This is a genomic window from Microbacterium deminutum (assembly GCF_039530205.1).
In the GTDB taxonomy this organism is placed as follows: Bacteria; Actinomycetota; Actinomycetes; order Actinomycetales; family Microbacteriaceae; genus Microbacterium; species Microbacterium deminutum.
This window is the reverse complement of sequence record NZ_BAAAOG010000006.1, coordinates 161,157-181,363: the sequence shown is the minus strand read 5'-3', so window position 1 is coordinate 181,363 and position 20,207 is coordinate 161,157. Positions and strand designations below refer to the sequence as shown.

Sequence of the window (20,207 nt, the reverse complement as noted above, 5' to 3'; positions counted from 1 at the left end):
CGCCGGCTCCGTCGGCTCCCTGAACCAATGATGCTCGTGATGACCGACCGTCTTGCTCGCCGACGTCATACCCGACGGCATCCCCGCAGCCGAACCGCTGACTGACGACATACCTGCCTCCTTTGGCGAAGATCCATGGCGATGGGGCGAGACGATCTCCGACCGCCGGCGGTGACCACCCTTGTTCTCGAAAACTTTGCCCTATAAAGTTTCCAGGCACAAGGTCCTGCGCCGCTCGATCGCGAAGACGCGGGCCGTCGGTCTGACGAAGGAGTCGCCCCCATGACCGAAGCTGCCGCCGCAACCGTGAGCGCCACGGATCTCACCCTCGAAGAGAAGGCTTCGCTGGCGAGCGGCGCGGACTTCTGGACCACGAAATCCGTCAACCGTCTCGGCATCCCGTCGATCATGATGACGGACGGCCCGCACGGGCTGCGCAAGCAGAGCGGCGAGACCGACCACCTCGGTCTCGCGGGCAGCGTGCCGGCGACCTGCTTCCCTCCCGCCGTCGGGCTGAGCGCATCTTTCGACCCCGAGCTCGCGGAGCGCGTGGGCGTGGCGCTCGGCGTCGAGTCGGCCATCGAGGACGTCGCCATCATCCTCGGACCGGGAATCAACATCAAGCGGTCGCCGCTGTGCGGCCGCAATTTCGAGTACATGTCCGAAGACCCCATCGTGTCGGGTGTGATGGGGACGGGCCTGGTGCGCGGCATCGAGTCCCAGGGCGTGGGGTCGTCGCTGAAGCACTTCGCCGCGAACAACCAGGAGACCGACCGACTGCGAGTGTCCGCCGACGTCGACCCTCGGCCGCTGCGCGAGATCTATCTGCGTGGTTTTCAGCGTGTCGTCGAGGACGCCCAGCCATGGACAGTGATGTGCTCCTACAACCGGCTGAACGGCATCCACACGTCCGAGGACCCCTGGCTGCTCACGCACGTGCTGCGCGAAGAGTGGGGGTTCGAGGGCATCGTCGTCTCGGACTGGGGCGCTGTGAACAACCGCGTCGCTGGCGTCGCCGCCGGCCTCGACCTCGAGATGCCATCCAGCAGCGGACGCACCGATGCCGAGGTCATCGCCGCAGTGCGCGAGGGGCGCCTCGATGAGGCCGCGCTCGACGTCGTGACCGGGCGCCTGCTGGAACTGGTCCGAAAGGCGCAGGCGCGCCCCGCGGCCGATGGGCCGCTTGACATCGACGCTCACCACGCCCTCGCGCGAGAGGTCGCCGGACGCTCGATCGTGCTCCTGAAGAACGACCGTGCCACCCTGCCGCTCACCGCATCGCAGTCTGTCGCGGTCATCGGCGCCTTCGCAGAGGAGCCGCGCTTCCAGGGGGCCGGCTCCTCGCAGATCAACCCGACGCGGCTCGACAAGGCGCTCGATACGATGGTCGGCTACGGCGGGCAGGACAACGTCTTCTTCGCGCCGGGCTTCACGATCCACGCTTCGGGAGACGCCGAAGCGCTCCGTCAGGATGCCGCAGCGCTCGCGGCGGAGAAGGACGTCGTGGTGGTATTCCTGGGCGTGCCGGCGGCCGAAGAGTCGGAGGGTTTCGACCGGGAGCACATCGACCTGCCCGCCGTGCAGCTGGAGCTCCTCGACGCGGTGCTGAACGCGAATCCGAAGGTCGTCGTGGTGCTCTCGAACGGCGGTGTCGTGGCGCTCCCGTTCGCCGACCGCGTGCCGGCGATCCTCGAGACATGGCTGCTCGGCCAGGCGGGCGGAAGCGCTGTCGCCGACGTGCTCTACGGTGCCGTCAACCCCTCGGGCAAGCTCGCCGAGACGATTCCGCTGCGGCTGGAGGACACCCCGGCGTTCGGCAACTTCCCGGGTGAGTTCGGACACGTCCGCTACGGTGAGGGCCTGCTCGTGGGCTATCGCTGGTATGACGCGAAAGGCCTCGACGTCCGCTACCCGTTCGGGCACGGGCTGTCCTACACGACGTTCGAGATCGGCGATGCCAGAGCATCCGTAGACGCTGTCGGCGACGTCATCGTGACCGTCCCCGTGACGAACACCGGGTCTGTCGCGGGACGAGAGGTCGTGCAGGTGTATACGTCCCTTCCGGGATCGGCGGTGCAGCGGCCGCCGCGTGAGCTGAAGGCGTTCGCAAGCGTGCCTCTGGAGCCCGGCGAGACGACCGAGGTGTCTCTCACCCTTCGTCGCGCAGATCTGGCCTACTGGGATGTGCGCGTGGACGGTTGGGTGGTCGAAGGCGGCCGCTACGTCGTGGAAGTGGGGGCATCGAGCCGCGACCTGCGCGCGTCGACCGTCGTAGACGTCGAGGGCGACGCGGTGTCGTTCCCGATCTCGCTGGAGTCGTCCTTCGAGGAGGTGCTGGCGGATCCGATCGTCGGCCCCGAACTCGCGGCAGTCGTCGAGGCCAAGTACGGCGACCAGGAGGACTTCGTCAAGATGCTCGCGAACTTCCCCGTCGGCCGATTGGACGGTTTCCCCCTCCCCCGCGCCGATATCGTGGCGTTGGTCGAAAAGGCTCGCAAGCACTGAACTATCGCACTGCGGATCCTCCCCGGAAACACGGATGTCGATGCCCTCCCCTGGCAGCAGGGTATCCAGTGTGCGATCCGTGACGGCAGGCGGTGCAATGCGATCCGCCAGCAATGTGAGCTCGCGCACGAGAGTGTCGGCGCATGCCGATACCATCCAGCGGACCAACCGGCACTAAACCGCCACAGCGTAAGCCGTCCCGCAATCGGACTCCGCGGCTCGAGCTCGTTCCGTCAGCTGATGGACGTCGAGAGATCACTGGCGGGTGGGGACGGATGCGCCGAGGCCGCAGAGGTCGGCACCAGCTCGAGGACGCCGAGGCGCCTGGCCTGCTGGTACGTGCTCAGCGCCGCCAGGGTCGACTCCGCGCCGCGGTTCTCGTTGCGCCCGCCGGCCTCGAGCCCGTCGAAGCCGGCGCCCGACTCGGGATCGAACATGGGACTGGAAGCGTCGTTCTCGCCTGTGAACCATGCCCAGGCGGCGGCGACGCCATCGCGCCACGCGGGCTCGGCGGTGATGTCGAACGCGCGCGCGCAGGCATCCGCGATCGCCGCGACTTCGATCGGCTGCTGATCGAACTGGGCCGATCTCTGTGCGGGGCCGCGTCCGTCCGTACCAGTGACGGACAGGTGCCCACGGTTTGTCTCGACATCCAGGAGGAATCGCAGCATTGCAAGTCCGCGGCCGACGATGCCGGGGTTGTCTACGGCTGTCCCACCGGCCAGAAGGGCCTCCGGGAGCGCGGCATTTGCATAGCGCAGGCGCTGTTCCGGCCATTGCCAGTGATCGTCCATCGGTATCGCGATCGATGAGATCCCGTCGAACACCAGGGCGCGAGCGGAGAGATCCTTGGAGTTCCCGCTCAGCACGTCCGCTGCTCCGAGCGTTGCGAACACCATCGCCCTTCCGTGCGGCGATCGCACGGAAGCCGCACGATGGAACGCGGTGAGCGCTCGCGTGCGTGCCTGTTCAGTTCGGGATTTGAGGGCTGCAGCGCCGAGAGCGCGCACCGCTCGTCCCCACCAATCGCCGAGTGCGGGCGCGTCCGTCCAGCCACCGCCGGCTGCCATGCGGTTATGCGTCCGGCCGTCGACGGCGACGGCATCCTCCAGGAATCGGAGGCACGTGTCCGTGAGCCGGCCAAGCTCCGGAGTCGGTTCAGGTTCGTTCAGGAGGACGACGAGCGCACGAGCCACATCGTCGACGCAATAGCCGTGGTCGGTGCGCGGCACATCGAAGAGGGCATGTTCGAAGACTCCGTGGTCGTCGGACATCGCCAGGAGATGAGAGAACGAGAGCCTGTCCGCTGAACGCGGGCGGTTTGCGTGTTCCGTCACGCGGCGACAGCCGTCATGCGATCTGCGATCGCCCGGTATTGGTCGGCAACTGCGGGCCACGACGAATCGTGTGTGTCACGCAGCGCCGCGTCATGCATCTGCCTGGCGGTCGTCTCTGCTCCGACGATCGCACGGATGGCCTCGGCCATCGACTGGGGGTCCTGGTGTCGCGCAATGAGGCCCGCGCCCCGGCCCAGCAACTCGACTGCGTGTGGAAATCCGGTCGCAACCACGGGGATGCCCGCGGCTACAGCCTCGATCAGCACACCGGAGGTCGCTTGATCCCGCGAGTCATACGGCAACAGCACAACGTCCGCATCCGCGACCAGGTCCGCGAGCTGTGCGGCGTCGAGATAGCGGTCATCGAGCGTCACGACGTCGGCGACGTCGAGGTCGACGATGAGCTTCTGCAGCCCGTCCCGGTACTGCTCGCCCTCGTGTGCGAGCACTTTGGGGTGGGTCTCGCCGGCGATGACGTACTCGAGCGAGGGGATGTCCTGACGCAGTTGTGCGATCGCACGGATCCCCCACTCCAGACCCTTCCCCGGCGAGATGAGCCCCCAGGTCAGGATCCGCTTCGAGCCGGTGTGCTTCCCCGTCGAGGCGGTGCGCGGCACCGGCACTCCGTGGGGGATGACGCGCACTTTGGACGTCTTGACGGTGTACGACCGGCTCAGGATGTCGCGAGCGTTGTCGGTCATCACGACCACGGTATCGGCGAGCTTGCACACCGTCTCGAGGACTGCTCGCTGGTGGGGGCTCGGCGCCTTGAGAACAGTGTGGAGCACGACGATCGCCGGAGTCGCCAGCGATCTGAGGAGGGGGATGATTTCGTCGCCGTCCGGCCCGCCGTAGATGCCGTACTCGTGCTGCACGATTGCGACATCGCACCGTTCGAGCGCACGGACGGCCGCACGCAGGCTCACCCGGTTGCCCGCTATGAGCTCCGTGTCGACAGGGATCCGGCCGATCACATGCGGGGTGGGTGCGCCATCGCGGATATCGAGAGCACGCACGATTGTGGGCTCGCGCGCATCGCCGGATGCGAGTGCACCGGCGAGCGACTCCGTGAAGGTGGCGAGCCCGCACCTCGTCGGCGGATAGGTGGACAAAAAGCCGAAGTGGGTCATGGCGACCGATCTCTGTCGGCCCGGAGTCGTGGACGCCGAGTTTCTTCGAGACGTCTGCCAACGGCATCCCTCGTGGAACAACGACAACGCCGCCGCGGTCCGGTTTACGCGTCGGGACGAAGCCGCCGCGCTCTGTTGCGCACACTACACCATGCTCATGCAAGCCTTCCGCGCCGCCCGATCGTCGACCTGTACACCCCGAGACAGCCGTCGGGCATTCGCTCAGCCTCGAAGCGGCACGGTCATAGCGCAGACCGAGATCTGACACTCCCCCGATCACCACTCGACGAGGAGTACGAAATGGCACGAGAAGGACGCGTCGTCGTCATGGGCGCAGGGCGGGCCGGAATGGCGGCCGCGCTGTCGATCGCCCAGATCGAGCACGACGTCATCATGGTCGAGCGGTACCCCGCCGCTCGACCCGCGGGCAACATCCTGAACCTCTGGCCACCGCCCATCAAGGACCTCGGGCTGCTCGGGGTCGACACCGTCGACCTCGGCGCGCCCTGCCAGTCGGAGTTCCGCAGCGCTTCCGGCAAAGTGCGTGCCGTCGTCCACCTTCCGCAGGACGTCGTCGATCAGTACGGCGGCGGATTCATCGGGATGCTGCGCCCCCAGCTCCACAGCCGGATGCTGGCCAGCATCCCCGACGGCATCCCGCGCACCAACACCCGGGTCACCTCCTTCGAACAGGACGAGACCGCAGTGCGCCTCAGCCTTGCGGACGGCAGCACCCTCGACGCCGACCTGCTCGTCGGCGCGGACGGGATCGACTCGCTGGTCCGGCGCACGTTGTGGGGCGACGCTCCCAAGCGCGAGCACAACCTGCACATCATCGGCGGATTCACGTTCGACGACACCCCCGACGCCACGAAGCACCCCGCCGAGCACACACCGCATTACAGGTCGACATCGCCTACAAGCTCGGCAAGATCTTCCATCACATCCCCGCCCCCGTCCGGCCGATCCGAGACCTGTTCTTCGACCACAGCCGATTCCTGCAGAAGATGATCGGCGACGGAACCCCCGGGGAGATCCTGGAACAGCTCGACGAGATCGATGTCGCCGAGTCCTACTTCCGGACGAAACGGGGCGCGTCGACATCCTCCTGATGGTCTGTTCAGTCCGTTCGTTGGTGTTGCGACAACCCGCGCGTCATTCCGACACCCCTAGCCGCCTACGCCGTTCCCGGCACCCACCCAGGGCAGGCGTCTACGATCACGCTGTGATCCCGCGCACCACCCGGCAGACCGAACGCGCGCGCAAAGCCCTTGGCGGCGCTCGCGGCTGGCCCACTGCATCAAAGCCTCATCGCGCCCTGCTCGAGGAGCGCACTCGGTTTTCTCTCGAGAACGGGTATCGCCAGTGTCTCGCCGAGGCGGACTCGCGGCACAGTCGATACGGCAAGGCGCTGTACTCGGGCCGTCCAGCGGCGGGGCGCAACCATCTCATGTGTCGTTCGTGCGGCGTCGCCGTCGAGATCGCGGCGACGGAAGCCGCTCAGTGGATGCGACGCACCGCCTCGCCGCAGCGCTTGGCCGCAACGGAGCACGTGGCGGACCGCTTTAGGCTATCCGCCGCCTGCACCAGTTGGCATGCGGCGGAGGACGAGCTCAGGAGCGGCCTGCGTGGCGACTGAGACTCGCGCGTCCGCGCGTCCCTCGTCGCGTTGGGGGGCCCGCACGAAAGGCGTCGGCGTCGGCGTCGCGGCCGTCGCGGTGCTGTTCGCCGTCGTCGCGGTTGTGCCCGGATGGTTGCCGTCGCTGCCCACCAGGGCGCAGGACGGTCTCACGCTCGCGATCAGCGTGCTCATCGAGTCGCTGCCGTTTGTCGCGCTCGGCGTTGTGCTGTCCATCATCGTGCAGGTCTGGATTCCGCCGGGCGCGATCGAGCGATGGATGCCGCGGCGGGCTTGGGCGCGGCGGGCGGTGATGTCGCTGCTCGGCATGGTGGTCCCGGTCTGCGAGTGCGGCAACGTGCCCTTCGCCCGCGGCCTGCTCATGCGCGGATTCAGCGTGCCGGAGACGTTGACATTCCTGATCGCGGCGCCGATCGTGAATCCGATCGTCATCATCACCACTCACCAGGCGTTCGGTTTCAGCGACGGCATCCTGATCGCGCGTCTGGTGGGCGGGTACGCCATCGCCAACCTGATCGGCTGGCTCTACAGTCGGCATCCCGATCCGGATGGCCTCCTCGCCGACCGCTTCCGGGAGACCTGCGAACTCGTTGTGGATGAGCCGGGCGGGCGCGGGCGCCGCAGCCTCGTGCAGTTCGTCATCGAACTGCGCGCGGTGATGCCGGCTCTCGTGATCGGCTCGGCGCTCGCCGGCGCTGTCCAGGTGCTCGTGCCACGCGACACGCTGCTCGCGATCGGGTCGAGCCCAGTGCTCTCGATCGTCGCCATGATCGCACTCGCGATGATCGTCTCGATCTGCTCGAACGTCGACGCGTTCTTCGCGCTGTCGTTCGCATCGACCTTCACCCCGGGGTCGATCGTGGCGTTCCTGCTCGTCGGCCCGCTCGTGGACGTGAAGATGCTCGCCTTGCTGCGAACGACCTTTACTACCCGGGTGCTCGTAGGGATCGTCGTCACGGTCATCCTTTCCGCCTTCACGATCGGCGTGGGGGTGAATCTCCTTGCGTAGCTCGCTCGCCACACGCTGGCTCGGGGTGGGACTGGCCTCCTGCCTCGCCGTCGTGACCCTTGCCCTGGCGCTGACCGGCCGACTCGCGCTGTACATCGCACCCTCGTCGAACTGGTTCGCGGTCTCGATGGCGGTGCTGCTGCTGGTCGGAGCCGTCGCGAGTTTCGCGCTGCCACTCGGCGCGGAGGAGGACCACGGGCACGACCACGACCACGACCACGAAGACCGTCGGCACCCCGTCGCCGGCGCGGCCTCCGTAGCCGGTGGCGTCATCGCGTCGGGCGTCGCGCTGACGATTCTGCTGGTGCCGCCGGCATCCCTCTCCGCTGAGATCGCCACCACCCGCGACGTGGGCTCGGCTCCGCTGTTCGCCGGAGCCGACCTGGTAAGCCTGGCCACGCACGGCGATACGACGCAGTTCGGCGTGGGCGACTGGGCGAGCGTTTTCGCGACCGCCACCAATCCCGATGCGTTCGAGGGCGACGCCGTGACACTCACCGGGTTCGTCACTCCCGCGAAGAGCTCGGGATCGTTCGAGCTGACCCGGCTCGTCATCACCCACTGCGTGATCGACGCCCAGGTGGCGACCCTGCCGGTGACGACGACGACCGGGTTCCCGGGCAACGGCAGGTGGGTGTCGATCACCGGAACGGTCCGCACCGCATCCGACGGCACGCTGGAGATCGACGCGACCCACGTGAAGGCGATCCCCGAGCCGAGAGACCCGTATGAGTACTGAGCCGACGCGACGCGAGCACGTGCGTCAGCGCCGTACACGAGCATTCGTCGGGGCGTTCGCCGCCGTGCTCGCCGTGCTCGGCGTCACCGGGCTCGCGGGTGCCGCGGCCAGTTCGGCCCAGGGACCACGCGTGACGCACGTGCAAATCGATCCCGGCGCGGGCGTCGCCGTGTCCGGCTCGCGTCTGATCGTCACGACGAACCAGTCGCTCGAGAAAGTCGACCCCGCGCAGGTGCGGGTGACCCCGGCCACCCCCTTCACGATCGACACCTCCGGTCGCAGTGTTGGGCTCCGGTTCACGCTGCCGCTGCGCGACGACGCTCGGTACACCGTGCGCATCACGGACGTTGCCGGACGCGGCGGCGGACCCGCCACGACGATCGCCGAGCACTTCCGCACCCCGCCGCTGTCGGCATTTCTGCTGCGGCGTTCGCCCGCGGGGGACGTCATCGTGCGCACCGGACTGACGACAGGAACCACGACGACGGTCTTTCGTTCCCGGCACATCGAGGATTTCCGCGCCACATCCGGGCACCTCGTCGTCTCGACGCTCGACAACGCCGGACACGCGGTGCTGCTGGTGACCGACCTCGAGGGCCGGCATCAGCGGGAACTGCCAGTGCCAGGACCGGGGACGATCATGTCGCTGCAGGCGGCCGATCGCGGTGAGCTCATCGGGTACACCTTCTTCGACGCCGATCTCGGAAGCGGCGGCACCCGGGAGAGTGCCCTGTATGTCGCTTCGGCGAAGGACGAGGCGGCGACCAAGAAGCCGACCGCCGTCGACGTGCCTGGGAAAGAGAAACGCGTCGCCGACTGGCGGTTCGTACCCGACACCGACAGCATTCTCGTCCTGACCTACAACGGCACGATGCTGCTGAGCGCCGCCGACGGCGCCGGCGCGACCGATCTAGGGAAAGGCCTCGCGATCGACGGCATAGCACGGGGAGCGTCGGTGGCCGTCATCCAGAAGGCTGACGGGATGGCGCAGATCGACCTCACCGACGGCAAGCAACAGCCGCTCGTGGCCGCGAAGGAGGTCGCCGGCGTGAACGGGATCGTCACGCCGCTCCCCGGCGCACACGCCGGCACCGTACGTCCCACCTTCGTCTTCGACGACGCCAACCCGGACGCCGGCGTCACGAACCTCTACCGCGTCGCGGTCGACGGCACAGCGACCAAGCTGTACACAGTCGGCGCCGGCGACGTGCTGATGCATACGTGCCTATCGCCGAGCGGCCGCTACGCCGCGGTACTGGTCGCTCCGCACGTCGTCGACAACCCCTACGACAGGTACCTGTTGCCCATACCGCGCACCGTGGAGACGCGCATCATCGAACTGGCCGACGGCCACGAGGTCACCAATCTCGAAGGCTTCGACCTATCGTGGTGCCAGGTGCCACCCCCGCTCGTGCAGTGAGCCCCACCACCTTCGGAGCCGTCTGATGATGGGTCGATCATCGGGCGTCCCGCACAAGTGACATCGCCGCGTCGCGTCGGTGTCTATCCGGGAGTATCGTCGAACCCTTGCCTTCGGCGGGGACGACGGAGGAGAGATGGCACGGCGACCCGAATTGACAGTGTGGCGGATGCAGTTGCGGCGATGTTCGGCGGCCGGAACAGCGACTTTCGCTGCGCGTGGCTTCCCGGCGTGCTCTGCCACCGGATGCTGACGGCCGGAATGCGCTCCGCCGCGATCGATCTTCTTAGCGCGTCATCGGACGAGATCGACTCGCTCGTCGCTGTGCGAGCGCGTGACCACATCGCACATCAGTGCGAACGATTTGGGTTGGCGGCGACCAGTGTGCGGTCGGCTGTGATTCGGGCAGACCTGGAACAGCGTGAACCCGGCCTGTCGCGGACCGACCAGCACGTCCCGGTCACGTCCGCGCAACCTGCGGCGACCGCATCGGGGCTCCCCGCACTTCGCTTGGTCGCGATTGGCGACTCGATCCCGTACAACTCAACCCGACGATTGTCCGGGATGCACGTGGTTCGTCGATCGGTACGCGGCGGCGCTGAAAGACGCGACCGGCCGTAAAGTCGATGTCGAACTTGTCGCAGCACAACGGGCTGACCCTTCCGATGCTGATGGACGAACTCAGCAGTTTGAGGATGGGGTCACCGTCACGGCTCGGCCGCAGATCCGTGCGGGCGAGGTGGGAAAGATAGCCCCCCACACCCGGCTGCGTACCGGCGAGTACCGGGCCGGGGGTTTCAACGCACGAGCGAACGCAGACGCCTGACCGCCACAGAGAGGGTGGCAAGCCCTGAGCCGTCCTCGGCGTGTGCGGCCTCGAGCGCCTCTTCCAGCGTGCGCCGGGCCAATGGACCGCCCTGGTCGAGCCATGCGTCGATGCGCGCCGCAGCTTCGATCGGTGCGGTCTGCTGGGCGATCGTCGAAGTGAGTTCGATCATCACGGCATAGAGGTCGTCGCGCATGGTCGCACGGGCCATCGACCCCCATCGGTCGCTCTGCGGCAGCGCGGTCGTCTTCGTCAGGATCTGCTCGAGCCGCAGTCGGGCCGACAGCGCGAAGTAGAGGGCGGCCAGTTCCCGCATGTCCCACCCGCGCAGGCGCGCGCACTCGACGACGTCGAGCAGCGAGAACGCGTCGAGCACGCCCGCTCCGTGTCGCGCGAGGTCTGCGGGAACGCGGGCCTCCTGAAGCTCGAGCATCCGCCCCTCGAAGCGTCGCAGATCGCCGCCCTGCAGCAGGTCGCCGAGATCCGCCCAGAGCGACATGATCGGACGTCGGAAGTCCTCGACCTGCCTCCCGATGTCGAACCCGTCGGGGCGGTGCTGGACGAACCAGCGCGTGGCGCGATCGAGCAGCCGCCGGAACGTGAGGTAGAGATCGGTCTGCACCGCGGTGGGCACCGCGTTGTCGGTGGCCTCGACGGCGATGGAGAAACCGCGCAGGTCGAAGATCTCCCGCACCGCAACGTACGCGCGGGCGATCTGCTCGCTCGACGCACCCGTCTCATCCGCTGCCCGGGATGCGAAAGTGATGCCGCCCCGGTTGACCATCGAGTTGACGACCGAGTTCACGATGATCTCGGTGCGCAGCGGATGCGCGGCAAGGTCTCCCGCATACCCGTCCCGGATCGGCTCGGGGAAGTACTCGGCGAGCGTACCCGCGAACCAGCGGTCATCGGCGAGGTCGGTTGCGGTGAGGTCGGTCTTGAGCGCGAGCTTCGCGTAGGCAACGAGCACGGCGAACTCGGGTCGGGTGAGGCCGCGCTCGTCGGCCACGCGCACCTGCACCTCAGCGGGACTCGGAAGGAATTCGAGCTCTCGGTCGAGTTCGTCGCGCTCTTCGAGCACCTCCATCAGGCGTTCATGCACGGGCAGCATCACGGCTGCGCTGGCGCGCGAGTTTCCGAGCAGCACGTTCTGCTCGTAGTTGTCGCGCAGCACCTGCACGGCGACCTCTTCGGTCATGGAGCGGAGGAGTTCGTTGCGGGCGTCCCGGTCGAGCCGTCCGGCGCGTTCGACGGCGCCGAGCAGGATCTTGATATTCACTTCGCGGTCCGATGTGCCCACTCCCGCCGAGTTGTCGATCGCGTCCGTGTTGATGCTGACGCCGGACTGGGCAGCCTCGATGCGACCGCGCTGGCTCACGCCGAGATTGCCGCCCTCGCCGACCACCCGCACCCGCAGCTGGTTGCCCTTCACACGGATCGCGTCGTTGCCGCGGTCGCCGATCTCAGCGTCGGTTTCGTCGCTCGCCTTGATGTACGTGCCGATGCCGCCATTCCAGAAGAGGTCGACGGGGGCCAGCAGGACGGACTTCTTGAGCTCGAGCGGCGTGAGGGTCGTCACCGCGGGGTCGAGGCCGAGCGCCTCGGCCATCTGGGCCGTGACGGCGATCGACTTCAGTGTGAGCGGAAACACCCCGCCACCAGCGGAGATGAGCGCGCGATCGTAGTCGTCCCAGGAGGACCCGGGCAGGTTGAAAAGGCGCTGACGTTCCGCGAAGGATGCCGCGGCATCCGGGTGCGGGTCGACGAACACGTGGCGGTGGTCGAACGCCGCGACCAGTCGGATGTGGGGCGACCGCAGCATCCCGTTGCCGAACACGTCGCCCGACATGTCGCCGACGCCCACGACCGTGAACTCCTCCGTCTGGGTGTCCACACCAAGTTCGCGGAAGTGCCGTTTGACAGACTCCCACGCACCGCGGGCCGTTATCCCCATTGCCTTGTGGTCGTATCCTGCCGATCCGCCGGACGCGAATGCGTCAGCAAGCCAGAAGCCGTATCCCTCTGAGATCGCGTTGGCGATGTCGGAGAAGGAGGCGGTGCCCTTGTCGGCCGCGACCACCAGATAGGAATCGTCGCCGTCATGCCGCACCACGTTTCGGGGCGGCACGATGTCGGTTCCCACGCGGTTGTCCGTGACGTCGAGCAGACCGCGGATGAAGGTGCGGTAGGCGGCCTTGCCGGCTTCGAGCCATGCCGTCCCGCCGCTGGGCGCCGGGAGACGCTTCGCGAAGAACCCGCCCTTGGATCCGGTGGGCACGATGACGGCGTTCTTCACCATCTGCGCCTTGACGAGGCCGAGGACCTCGGTCCGGAAGTCCTCGCGGCGGTCGCTCCACCGTAGCCCGCCCCGCGCGACTTTTCCGAAGCGCAGGTGGACGCCCTCGACCTCGGGCGAGTAGACCCAGATCTCGGCCATCGGGTGCGGCTTCGGCAGGCCCGGAACGCGGGCGCAGTCGAGCTTCATCGACACCCACGGCTTTGGCGAGCCGTCGGATGCCGGCTGGTAGAAGTTCGTGCGCCAGGTCGCGGCGATCACCCCGATGAAGGAACGGAGGATGCGGTCGTCGTCGAGACTCGAGACACCGTCGAGCGCACGCAGCAGCTCGGCCTCCGCCGCATCCGTCTTCGCCGTCCGGTCTCGTTCGAGAGCCGGATCGAAGCGGAGCTCGAACAGACGGACCAAGTCGCCCGCGAGGACGGGGTTCGCGACCAGTGCCTCCTCGATGTATTCGACGGAGAAGGCGGACCCGATCTGCCGCAGGTACATCGCGATTGACCGCAGGATGACGATCCGGCGCCAGTCGAGGCCGGCGAGCAACACGAGGGAATTGAGGCGATCGCTCTCGGCAGCAGCGGTCCAGGACGCGCCGAACGAGTCCTCGAAGTCCCGACCCCATGCCGGGTCGTTCCACCGCTCGGCGCTACCGCCGTCCACACTCGGCGCGGTCAGCCCGAAGTCGGAGATGTGGCGTACGTCGCCGCCGGGGAGGGTAACGACGTACGGGTGCTCGTCGACGACATCGGTGCCGAGGTCGGTGAGGATCGGGAGCACCTGCGTGAGCGGGTACTCACGGTGCGAGACGACGGTGAGCACGCGCTGGCCGGGGTCGTCGTGCTCCGGGACGTTGAGGTGCACCGCGAACTCTGTGGCCTCGAGGCTCTCGAGCAGCGCGATGTCGTCAAGCGCCTCCTCCGGCGTGACGGCCTCCTTGTACGCCAGCGGGAACGCCTCGCCATAGCGGCCAAGCAGGCGGGCCGCCTCATCTTCGCCGTGGGCATGGTGGAGCGCGTCGACGAGCGCCTCATCCCAGCCCCGCACGGCATTCGTCAGGTCCCTCTGCAATGCGGCTTCGTCGACGTCTGGCAGCGACGAGCCGCGCGGCACGCGCACCACGAAGTGCAGCTGCGCCAGTGGAGCATCGCCGACCCACGTGGCGTGATCGACGCTCTCGGCGGCGAACACCGACCGCAGCAATGTTTCGATACGGAGCCGCACGGTGGTGTTGTAACGGTCCTTCGGCAGATACACGAGTGCAGACACGAACCTGCCGAACTCATCGCGGCGCAGGAACGCGCGCGCGCGGCGGCGGTCGCGTAGGCGGCCCACTTCGGTGGCCACCTCGAGCAGGTGCTCCGGAGTGTCCTGGAAGAGTTCGTCACGAGGATACTGCTCGAGGATCTGCAGGAGATCCTTGCCGGAGTGGGACAGGGGCGGGAATCCGGATGCCTCGAGCACCGCCTCCACCTTGGTCGAGGCGATGGGGAGCGTGGACACGGAGGCGGCGTAGGCCGCCGAGGTGAACATGCCGAGGAAGCGCCGCTCGCCCGTGACGTTGCCGACCTCGTCGAATGTGCGCGCGCCGATGTAGTCCAGATAGACGTCGCGGTGCACCGTGGCGCGGGAGTTCGCCTTGGTGATCGTGAGCAGGCGCGGATCGCGCGCGGTCCGCTGCGCCTCGGGCCGCAGGCGCGCGATCGCGGTGGTGGGCTTGCGAAGGACGCCGAGGCCCGTGTCCGACAACGGAACGAGCACGTCCTCACCGTCTTCGCCGGTCTCGAGCCGGTACTCGCGGTAGCCGAGGAACGTGAAATTGTCGTCGGCGAGCCAGCTGAAGAAGTCGATGGCCGGGCGGACCGTGGCGGGGTCGGCCGTCGCCGGCGGCGCGGTGCGCAGGTCGGTGACGACGTCGAGGCAGGCCCGGCGCATCGCCTGCCAGTCGTCGAAGGCCGCGTGCACATCACCCAGTACCGACCGCAGACGTTGTTCCAACTGGTGTCGGCCCTCGCTGGTCGGAACGCGATCGACCTCCAGGTGGATCCACGACTCGAGTTCACCACCGGGGGCACCCATCTCGAGCAGTTCGCCGTTCGCGCTTCGGCGCACCTCGACGATGGGATGCACGAGCAGGTCCACCGCAAGGCCCTGCCGAGCGACCGCCGCGATGACCGAATCCACGAGGAAGGGCGAATCATCGGTGCAAATGTTCACGATCGTGCGCCGCGACGTCCATCCATCCTCGCTGAGCGTCGGTGTGAAGACGGCGATCCGGGTCTGCCCGCGGTCGCGACGCGCGGCGAGGGAGCGCATCGAGAGCGCGGCGCCGACCACGTCACGAGGTTCGCGTTCCGCCAGATCCTCGGGGTGGAGGCCGCCGATGATGCGCGTCAAACCCGACGCGAGCTCTGGGTCGAGAGCGGCGATCGCGTCGTCGATCGCACGGGATCCGGTTGTGCTGCTCATGAACCTCATCGTCCGATCTGGCGATCGCATGTCGCGTCGATCCCCTCACGAAATTTACTCCGGTGCGGCGCCTCGGGTTACGCCTTCACCGTCGGCGCTGACCCGGCTGGCTGCAGATCAGGCGAATAGTTCGTCGAACGCGTCGGTGCGCACGCGCGGCGCCGCGACGGCCCGGTTGACCGCGGGCTCGGGGGAGACGGCGGCGGTGATGACCGACTCCATGAGAGCGCGTGCGGGCTCGGTCAGGAACCTGCTGGGCTTGGCGGTGACGTGCTTGGCGGTGAACGCTGTGGGATGGGTGGGCAGCTGCGAGGGCACGTACACGTCGAGGGTGTCGCGCGCGCGGGTGAGCGCGACGTAGAACAGGCGCTCCTCCTCGGCGAGGCCGACGGGCGAGCTGAGGGCCATGTCGGAAGGCATCGCGCCGTCGTTCGCGCGCAGCAGGTGCACCGTGTCCCATTCCAGGCCCTTCGCGGAGTGGATCGTGGACAGGGTCAGCCAGTCCTCGTCGAGATGTGGTGGCTTCGCCCAGTCACCGGCGACGTTCACCGGGTCGATCGCCTGCTCGCTGACGAACGTGCGGAGATCGGTCTGCCCAGCGGCGGCCTGCGCGATGCCGTCGAGGTCGGTCACCCGACGGTGCCAATCCGGGTAGTTCGCGCGCAGCAGCGGATCCACCGCGTTCCGGCATGCCTCGACCAGCTGCGGAACGGCGGTCGTGGCGTCGACGGCGCCGAGCAGCGACAGGGTCGACGCGAGCCCGGTGCGCGCCTTCGCCGGTGCCGCCGCGACCGCGTCGGTGGTGCGATCGACGCCCCCGTCCGCGAGGATCCTGGCGAGTGCGCGGGCACTCGTTTTGCCGACCGCGCGGTGCCGGGTGAGCAGCCGGTACCAGGACACCTCGTCTGCCGGGTTGAGGATCACTCGGAAGCTCGCCAGCAGGTCGCGGACATGCGACGTCTGCAGGTAGCCGATCCCGCCGAACTTGTGGAACGGGATCCCCCGCACCTTGAGCTCGACCTCCAGCTGCGCGCTGTGGGATCCGGTGCGCATCAGCACGGCCTGCGAGTGCAGGGGCGTGCCATCGACGTGCGCGGCGAGGATGCGGTCCGCGATGGTGCGGGCCTCGTCGTCGGCGTTGCGGCAGCTGACCAGCGTCGGCCGGGCGCCCGGCTGCGGACGGTCGGCGACGAGCCGCAGCCGCAGTGCGCCGGGGCGCACCTGGTTCGCGAGGTCGAGGATCGGCTGCGTGGAACGGAAGTTGCGTTCCAGGCGCACCAGCGTGGCGTCGGGGTACGCGTCGATGAGCTCGAGCAGGTGCCCGGCGCTCGCCCCCCGGAACGCGTAGATCGCCTGCGCGTCGTCGCCGACGACCGTGAGCCCGCGGCCGTCGGGACTGAGACCCCGCACGATGTCGACCTGAAGCTGGTTTACGTCCTGATACTCGTCGACGAGCACCCAGTCCCAACGCGCCCGCAGCCGGGCTCCGACATCGGGGTCAGCGACCAGCGCCCGGCACGCGATGAGCAGATCATCCAGGTCCAGCAGGCCGCGCTCGCGCTTGCGGTCGCGGTAATGGCGCAACAGGCCGGCGACCTGGTCGGCCTGCTCCAGCGCCCAGGGAAACTGCTCTTCGATAACGACGCGGGCCGGCGTCACGGTGTTGATCGCGCGGGAGGCGATCTCGGCGATGGTGCGTGTCGTGGGCAGCCGCACCTCGGTGCCATCGAGCCCGTGCTCTCCGCGCAGCAGGTCGATCAGGTCGATCACGTCATCGGGATCGATGACCGTCACATCCGCCAGCCCCAGATGCTGCGCGTGCTCCGCGACGATGCGGTGCGCGACGGCATGGAACGTGCCGCCGGCGATGCGCTGCGCCGCCCGCGCGTCGCCGCACATCACCGCAGCGCGAGAGAGCATCGCGGATGCCGCGCGCCGAGTGAACGTCAACAGCAGGATCCGTTCCGGCATCACCCCCGCCTCCAGCAGCCGCGCAACCCGCGCGGTCAGCACACGCGTCTTCCCGGTGCCCGCCCCCGCCGCGACCACCAGCGGTCCATCACCGTGCTCCACCGCCTCAAGCTGCGCCGGATCCAGCCCGGCCAGCGCATCACAAACTGCCACGCACGTGACGGTAACGAGACCCCCGGACACTCAGCCATCACGGCGAGATCGCGGAGATGCCAACGCGGGCCCGTATGACCGGGCTCGAGCGGTATGCGACGTGCGGCGGCACCCGCCCCCGAGGGTCCCTCTGCGAACGCCGGCCGCCGATGGTTCGAGTGCGACCCGGGAGCGGTGTTCTGAGCGCGGCAGGCGATACTCACGCGTGAGAACATGTCGACGACCCAGACCTCCCATGTCCGATCGGGGGTTGCCCGGATCGCTCGGGTCGGCGATGCGGTGCTGCTGGATGATGGTGCCGAGGCTGAGGATGTCGACGCGCGGGGTTCTGAACTGCTCCTGGTTCGACGCGTAGGTGAAGCGACATCCGCTGGTCAGGATCGACTGCGCCAGCCGGCGAATCTCCTCAAGCGTCACTGCGTTGATGGGGGCGCTGCGCATGCAGATATCGCTGGCGGCTCCGCTGGCCACTGTCGAGGTCAGTGGCCGACCGAGGGCGCTCTGCACGTCGGTGGTGAAATCGGCGAAGCGGAGATAGTCGGTTTCACCTTCGCCGAGGATGTTGATCCGCATCGCATTGCCGATCGGATTGATCGGGGTGGCGGCGTGCTGGGCGCGCGTGTCCGCTCGCGGTCCGGAGACCCGCGGTGGGGAGGGGCCCTGGGAGTGATCATGCGGGCTTCCTGCCTCACTAGGCGAGACCAGGCCGACGCTCGGCGGCGTCGAATTCTCGAATGCGAGGACCTCGCCGTAAAGGCTCCCGTTCGTGAGTTTGCCACGATGCGGTCGGCAGTCACCTGGCCCGGACCCGGAAGCTGTTGCGCTTGGTTTTGAAGAATCGACGTCCCAGTGAACGTGTCGCCGTTCGACTACTCGCCACCGTTGATTACCGAACGCTGCCGCAGGCGTGCGTATTCAGGCTCGATCGCGAGGCCGAAAGCCGGAACAGAGCAGATGCGCGCGTTCAATGACGCCGCCGGCAAGGATGCAGAAGAGGTGCTGCTCGACGACGTAGGGCTCCTGATCTTCGACGCCTTCGAACCTGTACGCGATGTGGAGCCGGTCGCTGACTTCCTCTGTCCTCGACTCGACGAGGTGAAGCTCCGTCGAGTCCGCGAACCAGCCGGCGACCAGCGCCGCTGCCTCTTCGGCTCCCGTGCGCTCGCGGGGGCCGGGCGGGATGAGCGCCTGAAACGTGACACCAGGGGTGAAACAAGACGCGACCGCCGATGCGTCCTGAGCGGCAACCTGTCGCTCGCTACAAGCGTCGTATTGGCGGTAGCGGCAATGGGGAGCTCGGTCCCGACGAAGGAGCTTCGTCACGATCTCACCGCGGTGTGGACGACGGTGTTCGAAACACCGAGCGCCGAGAACCCGTTCGGCAGCGGTGGCCCCGCGTTCGCGTGCATAGAACTTCGCGGAGCTGTTGCGCCGTTCGCACCCGACGGTGTCGAGTCCTGCACCGTGAAGCCGGGGACGAAGATCTTCGTGATGGCGTCATCGTTCGAGTGCAGCACGTTCGAAGCAAACGGGACGACGGAATCCGAACTCCGGGCGTGCGCGAGGGCGGGCGACCCGGCTGTCGCCCCCACGGTGACCGTCGATGGGAAGCGAGTGCGAGTTGTCGATTCCGAAACCCCGCTTCTCAATGTCGTGCTGCCCGATGACAACATTTTCGGGCTGCCGGGCGGATCGGAAGGACTGTCTGTCGCGCATGGCTGGGTCGCGCTCCTGCACCCGTTCACGCCGGGAAGGCACACGATTCTGATCGGCGACTCGATCAGCACCACCATCATCGTTCGTCACAGGTGATCCGGCGGCGGCACGCGACTCTCTCAGCTTCCGCCCGGGTAGGCGCCGGCACGTCGCGGACCGTAGCGCCGCGGAGTGTCGGAGTCACGCGATCGGCTTATGCGCGCGCATCTGGACCAGGTGCTGCGCGACTGATGTGATGCCAGTCGAGGCGGCGCCGGCCGCCCCACCCGCTGGTCCGATACGTCGCGGCCGACGATGCGTGACAACCACGGCGCCTTTGCGGTCGTCGTAAGCCGCCCGATCGCGGGTCCGCGTGCGGGCGCACCGGAACGCAAGAGGATGATGGATCCATGCCCGCCGCCCACCGTCCCGGTCTTCGGGTCAACTCGGGAATCACGATCCCCGACTCCGAGCTGTCCTGGCGGTTCTCGCGCTCTTCCGGCGCCGGCGGGCAAGGCGTGAACACCGCCGACTCTCGGGCGGAACTGGTATGGGACGCGGCAGGCTCGGCAGTCCTCTCGCCGCTCCAGCGAGAGCGACTCCTCGAGCGTCTGCGCGGCCGCCTCGTCGACGGAGTGCTGACGATCAGCGCGTCCGAGCACCGCGCACAGCTGCGCAACAGGAACGCGGCGCGCGTTCGACTGGCCGCCCTAGTGGCCGACGCCCTGCGGCCGCCCGCCCCGTCGCGACGACCGACTACTGCGGGTCGGGGCGCCAAGGAACGGCGACTGAAAGCGAAGAAGCGGCGCACGGACGTCAAACGGCTGCGTCGACCACCCCACGACTGAGCACGCGAGGCGAACCCTCGGACGGCGGGACACTGAACACGGCGTTCCTCCGATACGCACGAGGAACGCCGTCCCCGCGCACACCCGAGCCCCTGTGTTCGCTGGGGGGATCCCTATGAGGAAAGGCCGGAATGGATCGTTCTGTGCGCGGGAACCGCATCATGAAGATCGAG

General features: G+C 67.9%; 13 protein-coding genes. 8 read left to right on the top strand and 5 right to left on the bottom strand.

Going from position 1 to position 20,207, the window contains the following annotated elements:
• Positions 1 to 282: 282 nt before the first annotated feature.
• Entirely contained in the window at positions 283 to 2,505 is a 2,223-nt protein-coding gene (locus ABD212_RS14705; RefSeq protein WP_344095930.1) for a glycoside hydrolase family 3 C-terminal domain-containing protein, read from the top strand.
• A gap of 233 nt (positions 2,506 to 2,738) precedes the next feature.
• Here the strand turns inward: ABD212_RS14705 and ABD212_RS14700 are convergent, their stop codons facing one another.
• Together ABD212_RS14700 and ABD212_RS14695 are read right to left on the bottom strand one after the other, a co-directional pair.
• Positions 2,739 to 3,779 (bottom strand): glycosyltransferase, encoded by a 1,041-nt coding sequence (locus tag ABD212_RS14700; protein ID WP_344095928.1) that lies wholly within the window; start codon positions 3,777 to 3,779, stop codon positions 2,739 to 2,741.
• A 59-nt stretch (positions 3,780 to 3,838) separates the two neighbouring features.
• On the bottom strand, positions 3,839 to 4,972 hold the full coding sequence (locus ABD212_RS14695) for a glycosyltransferase (RefSeq protein ID WP_344095926.1): 1,134 nt from the start codon (positions 4,970 to 4,972) through the stop codon (positions 3,839 to 3,841).
• Positions 4,973 to 5,272: 300 nt separating this feature from the next.
• On the opposite strand from ABD212_RS14695, the gene ABD212_RS14690 reads away from it, so the two are divergent.
• From ABD212_RS14690 to ABD212_RS14670, 5 genes are all read left to right on the top strand, one after another.
• Positions 5,273 to 5,983 carry an FAD-dependent oxidoreductase gene (locus ABD212_RS14690; protein ID WP_344095924.1) on the top strand — a complete coding sequence of 237 codons (711 nt, stop codon included), beginning with the start codon at positions 5,273 to 5,275 and terminating at the stop codon, positions 5,981 to 5,983.
• Between the two features lie 214 nt (positions 5,984 to 6,197).
• Positions 6,198 to 6,611, top strand: coding sequence for a transcriptional repressor (locus ABD212_RS14685; protein ID WP_344095922.1), 414 nt, complete (start codon positions 6,198 to 6,200; stop codon positions 6,609 to 6,611).
• Positions 6,568 to 7,620, top strand: coding sequence for a permease (locus tag ABD212_RS14680; RefSeq protein WP_425561281.1), 1,053 nt, complete (start codon positions 6,568 to 6,570; stop codon positions 7,618 to 7,620). Before ABD212_RS14685 ends, ABD212_RS14680 begins: the two co-directional genes overlap by 44 nt.
• 25 nt (positions 7,621 to 7,645) lie before the next feature.
• Complete coding sequence (locus tag ABD212_RS14675; RefSeq protein ID WP_344095918.1) at positions 7,646 to 8,359, top strand: TIGR03943 family putative permease subunit; 714 nt, start codon at positions 7,646 to 7,648, stop codon at positions 8,357 to 8,359.
• Positions 8,349 to 9,779 carry a hypothetical protein gene (locus ABD212_RS14670; protein WP_344095916.1) on the top strand — a complete coding sequence of 477 codons (1,431 nt, stop codon included), beginning with the start codon at positions 8,349 to 8,351 and terminating at the stop codon, positions 9,777 to 9,779. The genes ABD212_RS14675 and ABD212_RS14670 overlap by 11 nt, the downstream gene beginning before the upstream one ends.
• A 797-nt stretch (positions 9,780 to 10,576) precedes the next feature.
• Here ABD212_RS14670 and ABD212_RS14665 read toward each other — a convergent pair.
• The 3 genes from ABD212_RS14665 to ABD212_RS14655 form a co-directional block, all read right to left on the bottom strand.
• Complete coding sequence (locus ABD212_RS14665) at positions 10,577 to 15,376, bottom strand: NAD-glutamate dehydrogenase (RefSeq protein ID WP_425561284.1); 4,800 nt, start codon at positions 15,374 to 15,376, stop codon at positions 10,577 to 10,579.
• Positions 15,377 to 15,484: 108 nt separating this feature from the next.
• Positions 15,485 to 17,491: an ATP-dependent helicase gene (locus ABD212_RS14660; RefSeq protein WP_344095912.1), complete on the bottom strand. Its 2,007-nt coding sequence runs from the start codon at positions 17,489 to 17,491 to the stop codon at positions 15,485 to 15,487.
• 30 nt (positions 17,492 to 17,521) lie between these two features.
• Positions 17,522 to 18,064, bottom strand: coding sequence for a hypothetical protein (locus tag ABD212_RS14655; protein ID WP_344095910.1), 543 nt, complete (start codon positions 18,062 to 18,064; stop codon positions 17,522 to 17,524).
• Positions 18,065 to 18,445: 381 nt separating this feature from the next.
• On the opposite strand from ABD212_RS14655, the gene ABD212_RS14650 reads away from it, so the two are divergent.
• Both ABD212_RS14650 and arfB read left to right on the top strand, forming a co-directional pair.
• Complete coding sequence (locus ABD212_RS14650) at positions 18,446 to 19,303, top strand: hypothetical protein (protein ID WP_344095908.1); 858 nt, start codon at positions 18,446 to 18,448, stop codon at positions 19,301 to 19,303.
• A 293-nt stretch (positions 19,304 to 19,596) separates the two neighbouring features.
• Complete coding sequence (gene arfB / locus ABD212_RS14645; protein WP_344095906.1) at positions 19,597 to 20,034, top strand: alternative ribosome rescue aminoacyl-tRNA hydrolase ArfB; 438 nt, start codon at positions 19,597 to 19,599, stop codon at positions 20,032 to 20,034.
• Positions 20,035 to 20,207 lie beyond the last annotated feature (173 nt).